The following is a 15627-nucleotide window of genomic DNA, read 5'->3' on the forward strand; positions in this document are numbered from 1 at the left end:
ACTTCCTCCGCGCAGCGCACACGAAAAGCCCGCCCCCAGGTGGGGCGGGCTTTTCGTGTGGTTCGCTCAGGTGTACGTCAGGGAGCCCGGAGGTCGACGAGTTCGGCCAGTGCCTCACGGTGGGCACCGGCGGTGCCGTAGGCGATCGAGTCGGCCTTGGCCCGCTTCAGATACAGATGCACCGGGTGCTCCCAGGTCATCCCGAGACCACCGTGCAACTGCAGGGCCTCCTCCGCCGCGTGTACGGCGACGGGCGCCGCGTAGGCCTGGGCGACCGCGACCGCCACCTCGACGTCCTCGCCCGTCGCGAGCGCGTCGGCGGCACCCCGGGCGGCCGCGCGCAGGTTGACGACCTCCAGCCACAGCTGGGCGAGCCGGTGCTTGAGGGCCTGGAAGCCGCCGACGGGACGGTTGAACTGCTTGCGGTCCTTCAGATAGCGGACCGTCTCGGTCAACGTCCAGTCGGCGAGCCCGAGTTGCTCGGAGGCCAGCAGTCCGGCGCCGGCGCGCAGGGCGCGTCGTACGGCGGGCTCGGCGTCGCCCAGCAGCCGGCCGGGCGCACCGTCCAGGGTGACCGTCGCGACCGGCCGGGTCAGATCGAGGGACGACTGCGGGGTGACGGTCACGGCGTCGGCCTCCACCGCGTACAGACCGCCGTCGTCCGCGGGCACGAGCAGCACATCGGCGACGGCCCCGTCCGCGACGGCGGTCAACTCCCCGTGCAGGGCGCCGTTCTCATGCCGTACGGCCTTGTAGGCGCCGTCGGGTGCGACATTCAGGGCGACGGCGAGGGCGCCGATCTTCCGCCCGGACGCCAGCTCGGCGAGCAGGCCCCCGTCGGTCTCGCAGCCGAGCAGTGCCTCGGTGGCCACGACGGCGCTCGTCAGATAGGGCACGGGAGCGACCGCGCGCCCCAACTCCTCCAGTACGACGGCCACTTCGCGGTGCGTGGCCCCCTGGCCGCCCTGCGCCTCCGGGACCAGGAGCCCCGCCAGACCCATACCGTCGGCGAGCGCCTTCCAGGCCGCGAGGTCGTGCGGGGCGTCCGACTCGGTGCGTGCGATGACGCCGGGCGCGTCGCAGTGGTCGGCGAGCAGGTCCCGTACGGCCGCCCGCAGCGCCTCTTCCTCCTCCGAGTACAGCAGGTCGGTCATCGGGCCAGATCCTTCCAGGCGACGTCCTTGTCGGTGCGCGGCTCGGACGGCAGGCCCAGGACGCGCTCGGCGACGATGTTCAGCAGGACCTCGCTGGTCCCGCCCTCGATGCTGTTGCCCTTGGAGCGGAGATAGCGGTAGCCGGCGTCGCGGCCGACGAAGTCCACCAGCTCGGGGCGGCGCATGGTCCAGTCGTCGTACAACAGGCCCTCCTCGCCGCGCAGTTCCACCTCCAGGCCGCTGATCTCCTGGTTGAGGCGGGCGAAGGCGAGCTTCATGCCGGCGCCCTCGGGGCCGGGCTGGCCCGCCACGAGCTGCTGGCGCAGCCGCTCGGCGGTGAGGCGGGAGACCTCGGTCTCCACCCACAGCTTCAGCAGCCGCTGGTGCAGATCGTGGGTGCGCAGCTCGGGCCGCTCGCGCCAGGTCCTGGCGATCGGGCCGATCATGCCGCCCTCGCGGGGCAGCCGCATGCCGCCGATGGCGACGCGTTCGTTGTTCAGCGTCGTCTGCGCGACCCTCCAGCCCTCGCCGATCTCGCCGAGGCGCCGCGACTCCGGGATGCGGACGTCGGTCAGGAAGACCTCGTTGAACTCGGCCTCGCCGGTGATCTGGCGTAGCGGACGGACCTCGACGCCGGGGTCGGTCATGTCGCAGAGGAAGTAGGTGATGCCCGCATGCTTGGGCACTCCCGGGTCGGTGCGGGCGATGAGGATGGCCCAGCGGGCGATGTGGGCGCTGGACGTCCACACCTTCTGCCCGTTGACGACCCAGTCTCCCCCACTCTCGACTTCGCTCGAGCGGGAGGGGCCCCCACCTTCCCGCACCGCACGCGTACCGAGCGCCGCGAGGTCTGACCCGGCGCCGGGCTCACTGAAGAGCTGGCACCAGACCTCCTCGCCGGTCCACAGGGGCCGCAGATATCGCTGCTTCTGCTCCTCGGTGCCGTACTTGAGGATCGTCGGCGCGGCCATGCCGAGGCCGATGCCGATGCGTCGCGGGTCGTTGTCGGGGGCGCCCGCGGCCTCCAGCTCGGCGTCGACGACGACCTGGAGGGAGCGGGGCACGCCGAGTCCGCCGAGGCCCTCGGGGTAGTGCACCCAGGCCAGTCCGGCGTCGAAGCGGGCGCGCAGGAAGTCCAGGCGCTCGGTCGTGGCCGGCGGATGCGCGGCCAGCAATTCCGCCGTGCGGCGGCGCAGTTCGGTGGCGTCGATCATGCCGCTCCTCCTTCGGTGAGCCCCGGGATCACGGCGACGCGGCCCGTGGTGACGCCGTCGGCGACCCGCTGCACGGCGGCCGCGGCCCCGCCCATCGGTACGCGTTCGCTCACCAGCGGCTTGATGGCGCCCCGGGCGGCCAGTTCGGTGAGCTGCTCGTGGCAGTGCTGGACCAGCTTCGGGTTCTTGGTGTTGTACAGGCCCCAGTGCAGGCCGAGGATCGAGTAGTTCTTCACCAGGGCGTGGTTGAGTGCCGGGCTGGGGATACTGCCGCTCGCGAAGCCGACGACCACGATCCGGCCCTCGAAGGCGACGACCTTGGCGGACTGGGCGTAGGCCTCGCCGCCGACGGGGTCGTAGATGACGTCGGCGCCCCGGCCGCCGGTGGCCTCCTTGACGGCGCCGATGACGTCCTCGGCGCGTCGGTCGATGACGACGTCGCAGCCCAACTCCCTTGCCACGGCGGCCTTGTCGGCGCCGCCCACGACACCGATGACCCTCGCCCCGGCCGCCTTCCCGAGCTGCACGGCCGCGCTGCCGACCCCTCCAGCGGCAGCGTGGACCAGCAGCGTCTCGCCGGCCTCCAGCCCGGCCCGGCGGTGCAGGCCGAACCAGCCGGTCTGGTAGCCGATGTGCAGGGCGGCGGCCTCGGCGTCGTCCAGCGCCTCGGGCGCGGGCAGGACGGCGGCGGCGTCCGCGACGGCGTACTCGGCGAAGCCGCCGTAGGGCAGCGCCGGGTTGGCGAGCACGCGGCGCCCGTCCGCGGTCTCGCCGCAGATCTCCACGCCCGGCGTGAACGGCAGCGGCGGCCGGACCTGGTAGTGACCCCGGCAGAGCAGCGCGTCCGGGAAGTTGATGTTCGCGGCGCGCACCTTCAGCAGGACCTGGCCGTCGCCGGGCGTGGGCGTCTCGACGTCCTCGAGGCGCATCACCTCGCTCGGCTCGCCGTTCTCGTGCACTTGCCATGCCTGCATGCGGTGCCTCCACGGGGGACTGCTTCGTCTGACCGGGGTCGCTTCGCATACTAAGCGGTCGCTTGCCGATCAGGGAACAGTCACGTGCGTCACGACTTCTTGGGTCGCGCCCGCACATGCATCCGCTCCCCCTGCGGCCCGAACAGACTGAGGAACTCCACCGGCCCCTCCCCCGTCGATCCGAACCAGTGCGGCACCCGTGTGTCGAACTCGGCGGCCTCTCCCGCCGTGAGCACCACGTCGTGGTCACCGAGCACCAGCCGCAGTCTGCCCGACAGGACGTACAGCCACTCGTAGCCCTCGTGCGTGCGCGGCTCGGGTTCGAGCGTGCGCTGGGGTTCGAGCACCTTGAAGGCCTGGAGACCGCCGGGCTGGCGGGTGAGCGGCCAGTGCTTGCGGCCGTAGTGCTCGATCGGCTTGGTGGCACGCACCCTCGGATCGCCGACGACGGGATTGCCGACCAGCTCGTCCAGCGGCACCTGGTGGGCCCGCGCGATCGGCAGCAGCAGTTCTAGGCTGGGTTTGCGCAGGCCGGACTCCAGTCGGGAGAGCGTGCTCACCGAGATTCCGGTGGCCTCCGACAGCGAGGTGAGGGTCACCTCGCGCTCCTTCCGCATCTGGCGCAGCCTCGGGCCCACGCCCGCGAGAACGTCGTCGTCGGTACTCATGCCCGTATTGCAGTTTCGGCAAAGATGTTTGTCAATCCCGTGCCGTCGCGCAACCGTCGTTCGTGGAGGTGGTCAACGTGACCGAGACTTACGAAGTGATCGTCGTCGGAGGCGGCGCGGCGGGTCTGTCCGCGGCCCTCGTACTGGGCCGCGCCCGGCGCCGCACGCTGGTGATCGACGCCGGCGAACCACGCAACGCGCCCGCCGCGCACATGCAGGGCTATCTGTCCCGGGACGGCATGTCGCCCGCCGAGTTCCTGGCCGTGGGACGCGAGGAGATCGCGCGGTACGGCGTCGAGCTGGTCCAGGACCGGGCGGTGGACGTCACGCGCGACGAGAACTTCACGGTCGTCCTGGCGAGCGGCCGGAGTGTCCGCGCCCGGCGACTCGTCGTCGCCACCGGCCTCAAGGACGAGCTGCCGGACGTGTCCGGCGTCGCCGAGCGCTTCGGCAAGGACGTGCTGCACTGCCCGTACTGCCATGGCTGGGAGGTCCGTGACCAGGCCTTCGGCGTACTGGCGACCACCACGCTGAGCGTGCACCAGGCGCTGATGGTGTCGCAGTGGTCGAAGGACGTGACCTTCTTCCTCCACGAGGTCGCCGAGCCGGACCTCTCGGACGAAGACCTGCGCAGGCTGGCGGCGGCCGGCGTGAAGGTGGTGCCGGGTGCGGTGGCCGGGCTGGTGATCGAGGAGGACCGCCTCACGGGGGTACGCCTGGCGAACGGCACGGTGCACGCACGCGAGGCGCTGTTCGTCGCGCCCCGTGCGGTACCGCAGAACGAACTGCTGGAGCAGCTCGACGCCGAGTTCCAGCAGACGCCCTTCGGCGCGTACCCGGTGGTCGACCCGACCGGGCTCACCTCCGTGCCCGGCGTCTGGGCCGTCGGCAACGTGATGGGCTTCGCCGAGCAGGTCATCAACGCGGCAGCAGGCGGCTACCGGGCAGGGGCCTTCATCAACGGAGAGCTACTTTTCGCCGACCTCGACGCAACGCCCTAAGGGGCGCGGGGCTGTATCGATGTGCGGCTCCGCCGCGTGGGCGCGACCAGCCACGACGGCGCCGCAGCCGAACAACAACCCGTTCGTCCGGGTGAAAACCAGCGGAGCGCACCGCACGATGGCTGCATGCTGCTGACCCGGCTGGCCCAGGTGTCCCAGGAGGTCGCCGCGACCTCGGCGCGGTCCCGGAAGATCGCTCTGCTGGCGGAGCTGTTCCGGGACGCCGAGGCGGACGACGTGCCGATCGTGATCCCGTATCTGGCGGGCCGACTGCCGCAGGGGAGGCTCGGCATCGGCTGGAAGGTGCTGAGCCGCCCGGTGCCGCCCGCCGCCGAGCCGGCCCTGACCGTGCGTGAGGTGGATGCCCGGCTCAGTGAGCTCGGCAAGGTGTCCGGTGCCGGTTCGCAGGCCGAACGGGCCCGGCTGGTCGGCGAGTTGATGGGTGCGGCCACTCAGGACGAGCAGCGGTTCCTGTTCGGGCTGATCACCGGGGAGGTCCGGCAGGGCGCGCTGGACGCGGTGGCGGTGGAGGGCCTGGCCCAGGCGACCGAGGCACCGCCGGCCGAGGTCCGGCGGGCGGTGATGCTCGCCGGGTCCCTCCAGAGCGTCGCCCAGGCGCTACTCGCGGACGGACCGCAGGCGCTGGCCCGCTTCCGGCTCACCGTCGGCCGCCCGGTCCTGCCGATGCTTGCGCACACCGCCTCCTCGGTGTCCGAGGCGGTCGGCAAGCTGGGCGTCTGCGCGGTCGAGGAGAAGCTGGACGGCATCCGCGTCCAGATCCACCGCGAGGGAGACACGGTACGGCTCTACACCCGCACCCTCGACGACATCACCGACCGGCTGCCCGAACTGACCGCCGCCGCCCTGGAACTGAGGGGTGAGCGCTTCATCCTGGACGGCGAGGTCATCGCCTTCGACGAGGCGGGCCGCCCCCGCTCCTTCCAGGAGACCGCGGGCCGCGTCGGCTCGCGCGTGGACGTGTCGACGGCGTCCAGGGAGGTCCCCGTCTCCCCGGTGTTCTTCGACGCCCTGTCCGTCGACGGACACGACCTGCTCGACCTGCCGTTCGCCGAGCGGCACGCGGAACTGGCCCGACTCGTCCCGGAGCCGATGCGGGTGCGCCGTGCGCTGGTGTCCGGGCCCGAGGACCTCCCGCGGGCCGAGGACTTCCTGGCCGAGACCCTGAGACGCGGCCACGAGGGCGTGGTCGCCAAGGCCCTCGACGCCCCCTACAGCGCGGGCCGGCGCGGCGCCTCCTGGCTGAAGGTCAAACCGGTCCACACCCTCGACCTGGTGGTCCTGGCCGCGGAGTGGGGCCACGGGCGCAGGACCGGCAAGCTGTCCAACCTGCACCTCGGGGCGCGCACGGCGGACGGCGGTTTCGCCATGCTCGGCAAGACGTTCAAGGGCATGACCGACGCGATGCTGACCTGGCAGACCGAGCGGCTCCAGGAGCTCGCCATGGAGAGCGGCGACTGGGTGGTGACCGTACGCCCCGAGCTGGTCGTCGAGATCGCCTACGACGGCCTGCAGCGGTCCACCCGCTACCCGGCCGGCGTAACCCTGCGCTTCGCCCGCGTGGTCCGCTACCGCGAGGACAAGCGGCCGGAGGAGGCCGACACGGTGGAGACGCTGCTCGCCGCCCATCCGGAGGTGAAGCCATGACCGCGTCCCGCGAGAAGCGCAGCGCCGGCCTGCTGCTCTTCCGCCGCGCCGATGACGGCCTGGAGGTGTTGCTCGGCCACATGGGCGGCCCGTTCTTCGCCAAGCGTGACGCCGGGGCGTGGACGGTGCCCAAGGGCGAGTACGAACCCGACGAGCCCGCCTGGGACGCGGCCCGTCGCGAGTTCGAGGAGGAGCTGGGGCTGGCGCCGCCCGACGGGGAGGCCGTACCGCTCGGCGAGGTCAGGCAATCGGGCGGCAAGATCGTGACGGTGTGGGCGATCGAGGCCGACCTCGACCCGGCGACGGTGGTGCCGGGCACCTTCGTCATGGAGTGGCCACCGCGCTCGGGCCGGACCCAGGAGTTCCCGGAGCTGGACCGGGTCGAGTGGCTGGACCTCGACCGGGCGCGCGAGGTCGTCGTCAAGGCTCAGGCCGCGTTTCTCGACCGGCTGGCGGAGCACTCGGCCTGAGCAGCCGTACACGCGTTGCGGTAGCCACCGCCGCGCGGGAAGGTCGAAGCAACAGTCCGCTCCCAGGAGGTCGGTCATGCCCATCGCGACGGTGAACCCGGCGAACGGCGAGACGCTCAAGACGTACGAGGCCATGGGCGCCGAGGAGATCGAGCGCAGGCTTCAGCTCGCCGAGGCCACGTTCCGCACGTATCGGACGACGAGCTTCGTCGACCGCTCGCGTCTGATGCTCCAGGCCGCGAATCTCCTGGACGCGGACCAGGAGGACATCGCGCGGGTGATGACCACCGAGATGGGCAAACCCATCAAGCAGGCCCGCGCGGAGGCCGCCAAGTGCGCCAAAGCGATGCGCTGGTACGCCGAGCGGGCCGAAGAGCTGCTCGCCGACGAGGAGCCGGCCGACTCCGATGTGAAGGACTCGGGCGCCTCGCGCGTTCGGGTGCGGTTTCGCCCGCTCGGGCCGGTGCTCGCGGTGATGCCGTGGAACTTCCCGCTCTGGCAGGTGATCCGTTTCGCCGCCCCCGCGCTGATGGCCGGCAACGTCGGCCTCCTGAAGCACGCCTCGAACGTTCCCCAGACCGCCCTGTACCTCGAAGATCTGTTCCACCGGGCGGGCTATCCCGAGGGCTGCTTCCAGACCCTGCTCATCGGCTCCGGACAGGTCGACGAGATCCTGCGCGACGAGCGCGTCAAGGCGGCGACGCTGACCGGCAGCGAACCCGCGGGCCGGGCCGTCGCCTCCACGTCCGGGGAGATGATCAAGAAGACGGTGCTGGAACTGGGCGGCAGCGACCCGTACGTCGTCATGCCGTCGGCCGACGTGGACCGTGCCGCGAGGATCGCGGTGACCGCGAGGGTGCAGAACAACGGACAGTCCTGTATCGCCGCGAAGCGGTTCATCGTGCACACGGACGTCTACGACGCCTTCGCCGAGCGCTTCGTCGAGGGCATGAAGGCGCTGGTCGTCGGCGACCCGATGCGGGAGGAGACGGAGGTCGGCCCGCTGTCGAGCGAACAGGGCCGGACGGACCTCGAGGAACTCGTCGACGACGCCGGCCGCAGCGGAGCGACCGTGCTGTGCGGCGGCCATGAGCTCCGCCGGCCGGAACTGCCCGGCTGGTACTACCCGCCCACGGTCCTCGCCGACATCACCCGTGAGATGCGGATCCACCGGGAGGAGGCGTTCGGCCCGGTGGCCACGCTGTATCGCGCGGCCGATCTGGACGAGGCGGTGCTGATCGCCAACGACTCGCCGTTCGGACTGAGTTCGAATGTGTGGACCCGTGACGAGGCCGAGGTCGACCGCTTCGTACGGGATCTGGAGGCCGGAAGCGTGTACGTCAACGGGATGACGGCCTCCCATCCGGCGTTCCCGTTCGGCGGAGTGAAGCGGTCCGGTATCGGGCGTGAGCTGTCAGGGCACGGAATCCGCGAGTTCTGCAACATCACTACGGTTTGGCAGGGTGCGTGAGCGCCGCGCGGTTACGATCCCGGGTGTGAACCGCGAAGTTACTCTGCCGCTGATCGTCGATGACCGCGGGACCTTGCAGGTGGCTGCCGCCGATGTGAGCAAGCTGCTGCGTACGGTCGGTGGTCGGTGGCTGCACCTTGTCGAGGCCGGGGACGAAGGGCTCGACGAGGACACGGTGGCCGCGTTGACGATCGAGCTGGCGAAGCTCGCGGACCGGATCGACGTGGCGTGCATCGCGCACAGCAGCGGGACCACGCCGTAGGGGGGTGCCGTGCGTTGCCGAGTGTCGGTCGTGTGTGGCTGGTCGCGCCCCTACGGGGTTGCCCCGCGCAGCGTTGACCAGAACTGGTCCTCGTAGGACTGGAGCAAGCGCGCGTACCGGTGAGCTCGTGGCTCGTTCAGTTCACCTGCCTCCAGGGCCTCTCGTGCCTGCCGGTCCAGTTCCGGGGACGGTTCCGCGAAGAAGTCGAAAAAGGCGCAGGCCTCGTCCCTGAAGCCGTACCGGGTGCGCAGGGCCTCGGCGATGGTCGCGCAGTAGCCGCCCCAGGCCGCGAAGTTGGCCGTCAGCGCGAAAACGGCCTCGGCCGGTGCGGCGTTCAGGGCCAGCCAGGCCACGTACGCGGGGTAGGCCTGGCAGCCCGGGAGGGGTTCGTGGGCGGCGGACTGCGCCTCCGTCACTCCGCACGCGGCCGCGAACGCGCCCAGGCGCTCCCCCGCCAGGACCTCGCCCTCGGCCAGCAGGGTGAAGAAGGCGGCGCACTCGGGGGCGTCGGGGGTGGCCCGCTGGGCCAGATGGAGGAACGCGCGACGGTCGGCGGGGATCACCCGGCTCTGTTCGAGAGCGAGGCCGGCCAGGCTGGTGCGGTCGGCCTCACCGCGAGCGATCTGCGCGACGAAAGGGTTGGCCGTCATCGACGTCCTCCAACTCGGAATCGGGCTCGGCGCAGCCACCCCAGGGGCGCGGAACCCATACGGCGCTTACCGAATCGGCATACCCGACAATGTGCGGGCGATCACCAGCCGCTGGATCTCACTCGTCCCCTCGAAGATCGTGTAGATCGCGCTGTCCCGGTGCATACGCTCCACCGGGTACTCCCGCGTGTAGCCGTTGCCGCCAAGGATCTGTATCGCCTGAGCCGTCACCTTCTTCGAGGTCTCGCTCGCGAACAGCTTCGACATCGACCCCTCGGCGGCCTTGAACGGCTTGCCGTTGACCGCCATCCAGGAGGCCCGCCACACCAGCAGCCGTGCCGCGTCGATCTGCGTCGCCATCTCGGCCAGCTGGAACGCCACGCCCTGGTTGTCGATGATCGGCCGCCCGAACTGCTCACGCGTCATCGCGTAGTCCAGGGCGACCTCGTACGCGGCCCGGGCCGTACCGACGGCCATCGCGCCGACGGCCGGCCGCGACGCCTCGAAGGTGGCCATCGCCGCGTTCTTCACGCGCTCGCCGCCCGCCTTGGCCCGCTCACGGGCCCGCGCCAGCCGTTCGTCCAGCTTCTGCTTGCCACCGAGCAGGCAGGAGCCCGGCACCCGCACGTTGTCCAGGATGACCTCGGCGGTGTGCGAGGCGCGGATCCCGTGCTTCTTGAACTTCTGGCCCTGGGACAGGCCCGGCGTGTTCGGCGGGACGATGAAGGACGCGTGCCCCTTGGAGCCGAGGTCGGCGTCGACGACGGCGACGACCACATGGACGTTGGCGATACCGCCATTGGTCGCCCAGGTCTTCGTGCCGTTGATCACCCACTCGTCCTTGGCCTCGTCGTACACGGCGCGCGTACGCATCGAGGCCACATCGGATCCGGCGTCGGGCTCGGAGGAGCAGAACGCGGCGAGCTTGACATCGTTGGCGTCGCCGTACATCTGCGGCACCCAGGTGCCGATCTGCTCCTCGGTGCCGTTGGCGAGGACGCCTACGGCCGCGAGACCGGTTCCGACGATCGACAGGGCGATGCCCGCGTCACCCCAGAACAGCTCCTCCATCGCCATGGGGATGCCGAGGCCGGTCTGGTCGAAGTACTGCTGGGCGTAGAAGTCGAGTGAGTAGATGCCGACCTTCGCGGCCTCCTGGATGACCGGCCAGGGAGTCTCCTCACGCTCGTCCCATTCGGCGGCCGCGGGGCGGATCACATCGGCGGCGAAACCGTGCAACCAGTCCCGGACCTCCTTCTGTTCGTCGTTGAGCTCCATGGTGAACTCGGCCATGTCCCCTCCAGCGGCGGTACGTGCGTGTTACTAGCGGTAACCCTAGTTTGTTACTGGCTAGTAGGTAAAGTCAACTCCCGATGCCTCATCGACAGCCCATTCGATGGATGGAGCATGGTGGGTGTTAGTTTGCGCAGGCGTCATCGATTGAGCACGGGTGGGGAGAGCGAATGGACACCACGCAGCGGACCGATCAGCAACGATCCGCCGACCGGCGTCGGCGCGAGCTGCTGGAGGCCGCCGACCGGGTGGTCCTGCGCGACGGGCCACAGGCCTCGATGAACGCCATCGCCGCGGAAGCGGGTATTACGAAGCCGATTCTGTACCGGCACTTCGGCGACAAGGGCGGACTTTACGCGGCGTTGGCCAAGCGGCACACCGACGCTCTGCTGGACTCGCTCCGGGCGGCGTTGGATGCCCCTGCGGATCGGCGCGAGCGGGTCGAGGCCACGTTGGACACCTACCTCGCGGCGATCGAGGCACGCCCTCAGGTCTATCGGTTCCTGATGCATCCGACCGAGGGGGTTCAGACGGCGGATCAGGGATTCGACGTCGGCAAGCACTCGATGCCGTTGCTCCGCACGATGGGCGAGGAGCTGGCCACCGTGATCGAGGAGCGGTTGGATCTCGGGCCCGGGAGTCAGCAGCTGGCGCGGGTCTGGGGGCATGGGATCGTCGGGATGATGCATGCCGCGGGTGACTGGTGGCTGGGGGAACGGCCCTGTACGCGGGCGGAGTTGGTGCGGAGCCTGGCGGACCTGTTGTGGGGTCGGCTCGCCGCGGCGGGGGACAAGGTGGGCGGTCCCGGGTTCTGACGGTTGCAGTCCGTCCGACCCGCCGGTGGGGGCTGGTCGCGCCCACGCGGCGGAAGCCGCATATCGATACAGTCCCGCGCCCCTGACGGCACCGCGGTCAGCGGTGCCAAGAGGCGCGGGCCACCTGGCGCATGAGGCGGCGGTGGCGCCAGCCGCCGACTCGCTCCGCGTACACCCTGCCCTCCAAATGGTCGCACTCATGCTGCAAGCACCTCGCGAAGAAGCCCGTCCCATGGATGGTCACCGGCTCCCCCGTCACCGTGAAACCCTCGACCACCGCGTGGTCGTACCGCTCCGTCCCCGCCTCCAGCCCCGGCAGCGACAGGCAGCCCTCCGGTCCGCGGATCACCACGCCGTCCGCCTCCACCAGCCGGGGGTTCACCACATGGCCGAGGTGCCGTACGTCCTCGTCGTCCGGGCAGTCGTACACGAAGACCCGCAGCGACTCCCCCACCTGGTTGGCGGCAAGGCCCACGCCCTGCGCGGCGTACATCGTCGCGAACAAGTCGTCCACGAGCGTCGCCAGTTCCGGGCCGAAGTCGGTGACCTGCTCGCAGGGTGCCTGGAGCACCGGGCTTCCGAGCAGGGTGAGGGGCCGGACACGTCCGTGGGTGCCCGGAATGGAGCCGTTGCGCATGGCCGCAAGGGTACGGCGATTCGGGAGTGCGAATGGATCTCGATAGGCTGACCACCACCACGTTGCCGTAGGGCTTCAGGCGCGGCGCGTACGCAAGGAGGATCGAGAACTGATGGCAGGCAACTCGGACCCGCTCACGCCGCGGGCCAAGATCGCCGTGACCGCGGGCAAGGCGGTCGCGGCGGCATCGCGCGCCGCAGGGCGCGGCAGCGGTTCGGTGATCGGCGGCCGGGTGGCGCTCAAACTCGACCCCGACCTCCTCGCCCGGCTCGCCCAGAACCTGGACGTGGTCCTCGTCTCGGCGACCAACGGCAAGACCACCACGACCCGGCTCATCGCCGAGGCCCTGCGGGCCGCCGGGCCGGTCGTCTCCAACGCCCTCGGCGCCAACATGCCCGCGGGCATCACCTCGGCGCTGGCGGGCGGCTCGGAGGCCCGGTACGGCGTCATCGAGGTCGACGAGAAGTACCTCGCCGGCGTCGCCCGGGACACGGACCCGAAGTGCATCGCGCTGCTCAACCTCTCGCGCGACCAGCTGGACCGGGCCGCCGAGACCCGGATGCTCGCGGAGAACTGGCGCGAGGGGCTCACCGGTTCGAAGGCGGTGATCGTCGCCAACGCCGACGACCCGCTGGTCGTCTGGGCCGCGTCCTCGTCCCCCAATGTGATCTGGGTCGCCGCCGGGCAGATGTGGAAGGACGACGCCTGGTCCTGCCCGTCCTGCGGCGGTGTGATGCAGCGGCCGGGCGACGACTGGTTCTGCGGTGAGTGCGGCTTCCGGCGTCCCACCCCCAGCTGGGCGCTGTCCGGTGACCATGTGCTGGACCCGCACGGCTCGGCCTGGCCGATCCAACTCCAGCTGCCGGGGCGTGCCAACAAGGCCAACGCCACCTCCTCGGCCGCCGTCGCCGCCGTGTTCGGGGTGCCCCCGCAGGTCGCCCTGGAGCGCATGTACCAGGTGCAGGCCGTCGCCGGGCGCTATGACGTCGTGCAGTTCGAGGGGCGGGATCTGCGGCTGCTGCTGGCCAAGAACCCGGCCGGCTGGCTGGAGACGTTCTCCCTGATCGACCCGCCGCCGACCCCGGTGATCCTCTCGGTGAACGCGCGCGGCGCCGACGGCACCGACACCTCCTGGCTGTGGGACGTGGACTACACGCGGCTGACCGGGCACCCGATCTGTGTCCTCGGCGACCGCAAGCTCGACCTGGCGGTGCGGCTGGAGGTCGCGAACCAGCAGTTCCAGGTCTGCGAGAACCTCGACCAGGCCGTGCAGATGTGCCCGCCGGGCCGGATCGAGGTCATCGCCAACTACACCGCGTTCCAGGACCTGCGCCGTCGGGTCGGCAACTGAGCACGAGACTTCAGGGGACTTAAGTGAGCGACAACCAACTGCGGGTCGTCTGGATCTACCCGGACCTGCTCAGCACCTACGGCGACCAGGGCAACGTCCTCGTCGTGGAGCGGCGGGCGCGGCAGCGCGGTCTCGATGTGGCCCGGCTCGACGTGCGCAGCGACCAGCCGATCCCGACCTCCGGTGACATCTACCTCATCGGCGGCGGCGAGGACCGCCCGCAGCGGCTGGCGGCCGAGCGGCTACGCCGGGACGGCGGTCTTTCCCGGGCCGTCGAGAACGGCGCCATCGTGTTCTCGGTGTGTGCCGGGTACCAGATCCTCGGCCACGAGTTCATCAACGACCTCGGCCAGCGCGAGCCCGGGCTCGGGCTGATCGACGTGGTGTCCGTGCGTGGTGAGGGTGCGCGGTGCGTCGGCGACGTGCTCGGCGACATCGACCCGCGCCTCGGTCTGCCCCCGCTGACCGGCTTCGAGAACCACCAGGGCGTCACCCACCTCGGCCCCACCGCCCGCCCGCTGGCCCAGGTCCGCCTGGGCAACGGCAACGGCACGGGGGACGGCACGGAGGGGGCGTACAACGACACCGTCTTCGGTACGTACATGCACGGCCCGGTGCTAGCCCGGAACCCGCTGATCGCGGATCTGCTGCTGAAACTGGCGCTCGATGTGAACGCGCTGCCCCCGACGGACGACCGCTGGTACGAGGCGCTGCGGGGCGAGCGCATCGCGTCCGCGCAGCAGCCCGCCTGAGGGCTCGTACATCTGGCTGCCTGCCTGCTGTAACCAGCCCGTCTGACGGTGCGTCCGCACAGGTGAGCGGGGTCGTCCAGCAGGCGGACGCATGGTTCGGCCCCGCCCCCCGATGCCGCTAGGGTGGCGGGGATTCGAGCCGGACAGCGTGGTCCGGTCCCGGCCCACGTCGAGAAGGTTTTCGGGCTATGCGCATTGGTGTCCTCACGTCCGGCGGCGACTGCCCCGGCCTGAACGCCGTCATCCGGTCCGTCGTGCACCGCGCCGTCGTCGACCACGGCGACGAGGTCATCGGCTTCCGGGACGGCTGGAAGGGCCTCCTGGAGTGCGACTACCTCAAGCTCGACCTCGACGCTGTGGGCGGCATCCTCGCCCGCGGCGGCACGATCCTCGGTTCCTCCCGGGTCCAGCCCTCCCATCTGCGGGACGGTGTGGAGCGGGCCAAGGGCCATGTCGAGGAGCTCGGCCTCGACGCGATCATCCCCATCGGCGGTGAGGGCACGCTCAAGGCGGCCCGGCTGATGTCGGACAGCGGCCTTCCCGTCGTGGGTGTGCCGAAGACCATCGACAACGACATCGCGGTCACCGACGTCACCTTCGGCTTCGACACCGCGGTGACCGTGGCCACCGAGGCGCTGGACCGGCTCAAGACCACCGCCGAGTCCCACCAGCGGGTGCTGGTGGTCGAGGTCATGGGCCGGCACACCGGCTGGATCGCGCTGCACTCCGGCATGGCGGCCGGCGCGCACGCCGTCGTCGTACCGGAACGGCCCTTCGACATCGAGGAGTTGACCCGGGTCGTCGGAGCGCGGTTCGAGGCCGGGAAGCGCTTCGCGATCGTCGTGGCGGCGGAGGGGGCCAAGCCGCGGCCCGGCTCGATGCGGTTCGACGAGGGCGGCAAGGACATCTACGGGCACGAGCGGTTCGCCGGGATCGCCCGTCAGCTGTCCATCGAGCTGGAGGAGCGGCTCGGGAAGGAAGCGCGGCCGGTCATTCTCGGGCATGTGCAGCGGGGTGGTACGCCCACCGCGTACGACCGGGTGCTGGCGACTCGGTTCGGGTGGCATGCGGTGGAGGCCGTGCACCGTGGGGAGTTCGGTCATATGACGGCGCTGCAGGGGACGGACATCGTGATGGTGCCGTTGGCCGAGGCCGTGGAGACGTTGAAGACGGTTCCCGAGAACCGTTACGAAGAGGCTGAGTGCGTGCTCTGAGGGCCTTGCTGTAATTGCCCCCGGTCGATGGCTCGG

At 70.7% G+C, this 15627-nt stretch carries 16 protein-coding genes; 9 read left to right on the forward strand and 7 right to left on the reverse strand.

Going from position 1 to position 15627, the window contains the following annotated elements; genetic code table 11:
- Positions 1 to 77: 77 nt before the first annotated feature.
- The 4 genes from ACFQ6S_RS36645 to ACFQ6S_RS36660 all read right to left on the reverse strand — a co-directional run bounded on the left by ACFQ6S_RS36645 (position 78) and on the right by ACFQ6S_RS36660 (position 4010).
- Positions 78 to 1154, reverse strand: coding sequence for an acyl-CoA dehydrogenase family protein (locus tag ACFQ6S_RS36645; protein ID WP_383419348.1), 1077 nt, complete (start codon positions 1152 to 1154; stop codon positions 78 to 80).
- On the reverse strand, positions 1151 to 2368 hold the full coding sequence (locus ACFQ6S_RS36650; protein WP_383419349.1) for an acyl-CoA dehydrogenase family protein: 1218 nt from the start codon (positions 2366 to 2368) through the stop codon (positions 1151 to 1153). The genes ACFQ6S_RS36645 and ACFQ6S_RS36650 overlap by 4 nt, the downstream gene beginning before the upstream one ends.
- The gene (locus ACFQ6S_RS36655) at positions 2365 to 3342 is read right to left on the reverse strand and encodes an NADPH:quinone oxidoreductase family protein (RefSeq protein ID WP_383419351.1); all 978 of its coding nucleotides are present in this window, start codon (positions 3340 to 3342) and stop codon (positions 2365 to 2367) included. Before ACFQ6S_RS36655 ends, ACFQ6S_RS36650 begins: the two co-directional genes overlap by 4 nt.
- 89 nt (positions 3343 to 3431) lie before the next feature.
- A complete protein-coding gene (locus ACFQ6S_RS36660; RefSeq protein WP_383419353.1) occupies positions 3432 to 4010 on the reverse strand; it encodes a helix-turn-helix domain-containing protein in 579 nt (192 codons plus the stop codon).
- A 77-nt stretch (positions 4011 to 4087) separates the two neighbouring features.
- Here ACFQ6S_RS36660 and ACFQ6S_RS36665 point away from each other — a divergent pair, with 77 nt between their 5' ends.
- From ACFQ6S_RS36665 to ACFQ6S_RS36685, 5 genes are all read left to right on the forward strand, one after another.
- Positions 4088 to 5011: an NAD(P)/FAD-dependent oxidoreductase gene (locus ACFQ6S_RS36665; protein WP_383419355.1), complete on the forward strand. Its 924-nt coding sequence runs from the start codon at positions 4088 to 4090 to the stop codon at positions 5009 to 5011.
- A gap of 126 nt (positions 5012 to 5137) precedes the next feature.
- Entirely contained in the window at positions 5138 to 6676 is a 1539-nt protein-coding gene (locus ACFQ6S_RS36670) for an ATP-dependent DNA ligase (RefSeq protein WP_383419357.1), read from the forward strand.
- A complete protein-coding gene (locus ACFQ6S_RS36675) occupies positions 6673 to 7146 on the forward strand; it encodes an NUDIX domain-containing protein (protein WP_383419359.1) in 474 nt (157 codons plus the stop codon). The genes ACFQ6S_RS36670 and ACFQ6S_RS36675 overlap by 4 nt, the downstream gene beginning before the upstream one ends.
- A 76-nt stretch (positions 7147 to 7222) precedes the next feature.
- A complete protein-coding gene (locus tag ACFQ6S_RS36680; protein ID WP_383419361.1) occupies positions 7223 to 8617 on the forward strand; it encodes an NADP-dependent succinic semialdehyde dehydrogenase in 1395 nt (464 codons plus the stop codon).
- 25 nt (positions 8618 to 8642) lie between these two features.
- Positions 8643 to 8879, forward strand: coding sequence for a DUF6213 family protein (locus ACFQ6S_RS36685; RefSeq protein ID WP_383419363.1), 237 nt, complete (start codon positions 8643 to 8645; stop codon positions 8877 to 8879).
- 50 nt (positions 8880 to 8929) lie between these two features.
- Here the strand turns inward: ACFQ6S_RS36685 and ACFQ6S_RS36690 are convergent, their stop codons facing one another.
- Together ACFQ6S_RS36690 and ACFQ6S_RS36695 are read right to left on the reverse strand one after the other, a co-directional pair.
- The gene (locus ACFQ6S_RS36690) at positions 8930 to 9529 is read right to left on the reverse strand and encodes a transcriptional regulator (RefSeq protein ID WP_383419365.1); all 600 of its coding nucleotides are present in this window, start codon (positions 9527 to 9529) and stop codon (positions 8930 to 8932) included.
- 66 nt (positions 9530 to 9595) lie between these two features.
- A complete protein-coding gene (locus tag ACFQ6S_RS36695; RefSeq protein ID WP_383419367.1) occupies positions 9596 to 10822 on the reverse strand; it encodes an acyl-CoA dehydrogenase family protein in 1227 nt (408 codons plus the stop codon).
- 170 nt (positions 10823 to 10992) lie between these two features.
- Between ACFQ6S_RS36695 and ACFQ6S_RS36700 the strand changes: the two genes are divergently transcribed.
- Positions 10993 to 11637 (forward strand): TetR family transcriptional regulator, encoded by a 645-nt coding sequence (locus ACFQ6S_RS36700; RefSeq protein ID WP_383419369.1) that lies wholly within the window; start codon positions 10993 to 10995, stop codon positions 11635 to 11637.
- 97 nt (positions 11638 to 11734) lie between these two features.
- Here ACFQ6S_RS36700 and def read toward each other — a convergent pair whose 3' ends face one another.
- Positions 11735 to 12274, reverse strand: coding sequence for a peptide deformylase (gene def / locus ACFQ6S_RS36705; RefSeq protein ID WP_383419371.1), 540 nt, complete (start codon positions 12272 to 12274; stop codon positions 11735 to 11737).
- Positions 12275 to 12386: 112 nt separating this feature from the next.
- Here def and ACFQ6S_RS36710 point away from each other — a divergent pair, with 112 nt between their 5' ends.
- The 3 genes from ACFQ6S_RS36710 to ACFQ6S_RS36720 all read left to right on the forward strand — a co-directional run bounded on the left by ACFQ6S_RS36710 (position 12387) and on the right by ACFQ6S_RS36720 (position 15591).
- Positions 12387 to 13625: a MurT ligase domain-containing protein gene (locus ACFQ6S_RS36710; RefSeq protein ID WP_383419373.1), complete on the forward strand. Its 1239-nt coding sequence runs from the start codon at positions 12387 to 12389 to the stop codon at positions 13623 to 13625.
- Between the two features lie 23 nt (positions 13626 to 13648).
- Entirely contained in the window at positions 13649 to 14377 is a 729-nt protein-coding gene (locus ACFQ6S_RS36715; protein ID WP_383419375.1) for a type 1 glutamine amidotransferase, read from the forward strand.
- A gap of 188 nt (positions 14378 to 14565) precedes the next feature.
- Positions 14566 to 15591, forward strand: a complete 1026-nt coding sequence (locus ACFQ6S_RS36720; protein ID WP_383419376.1) for a 6-phosphofructokinase — start codon at positions 14566 to 14568, stop codon at positions 15589 to 15591.
- The last annotated feature ends 36 nt before the right edge of the window (positions 15592 to 15627 follow it).

It is taken from the genome of Streptomyces sp. NPDC056479 (assembly GCF_042795335.1).
Classification (GTDB): Bacteria; Actinomycetota; Actinomycetes; order Streptomycetales; family Streptomycetaceae; genus Streptomyces.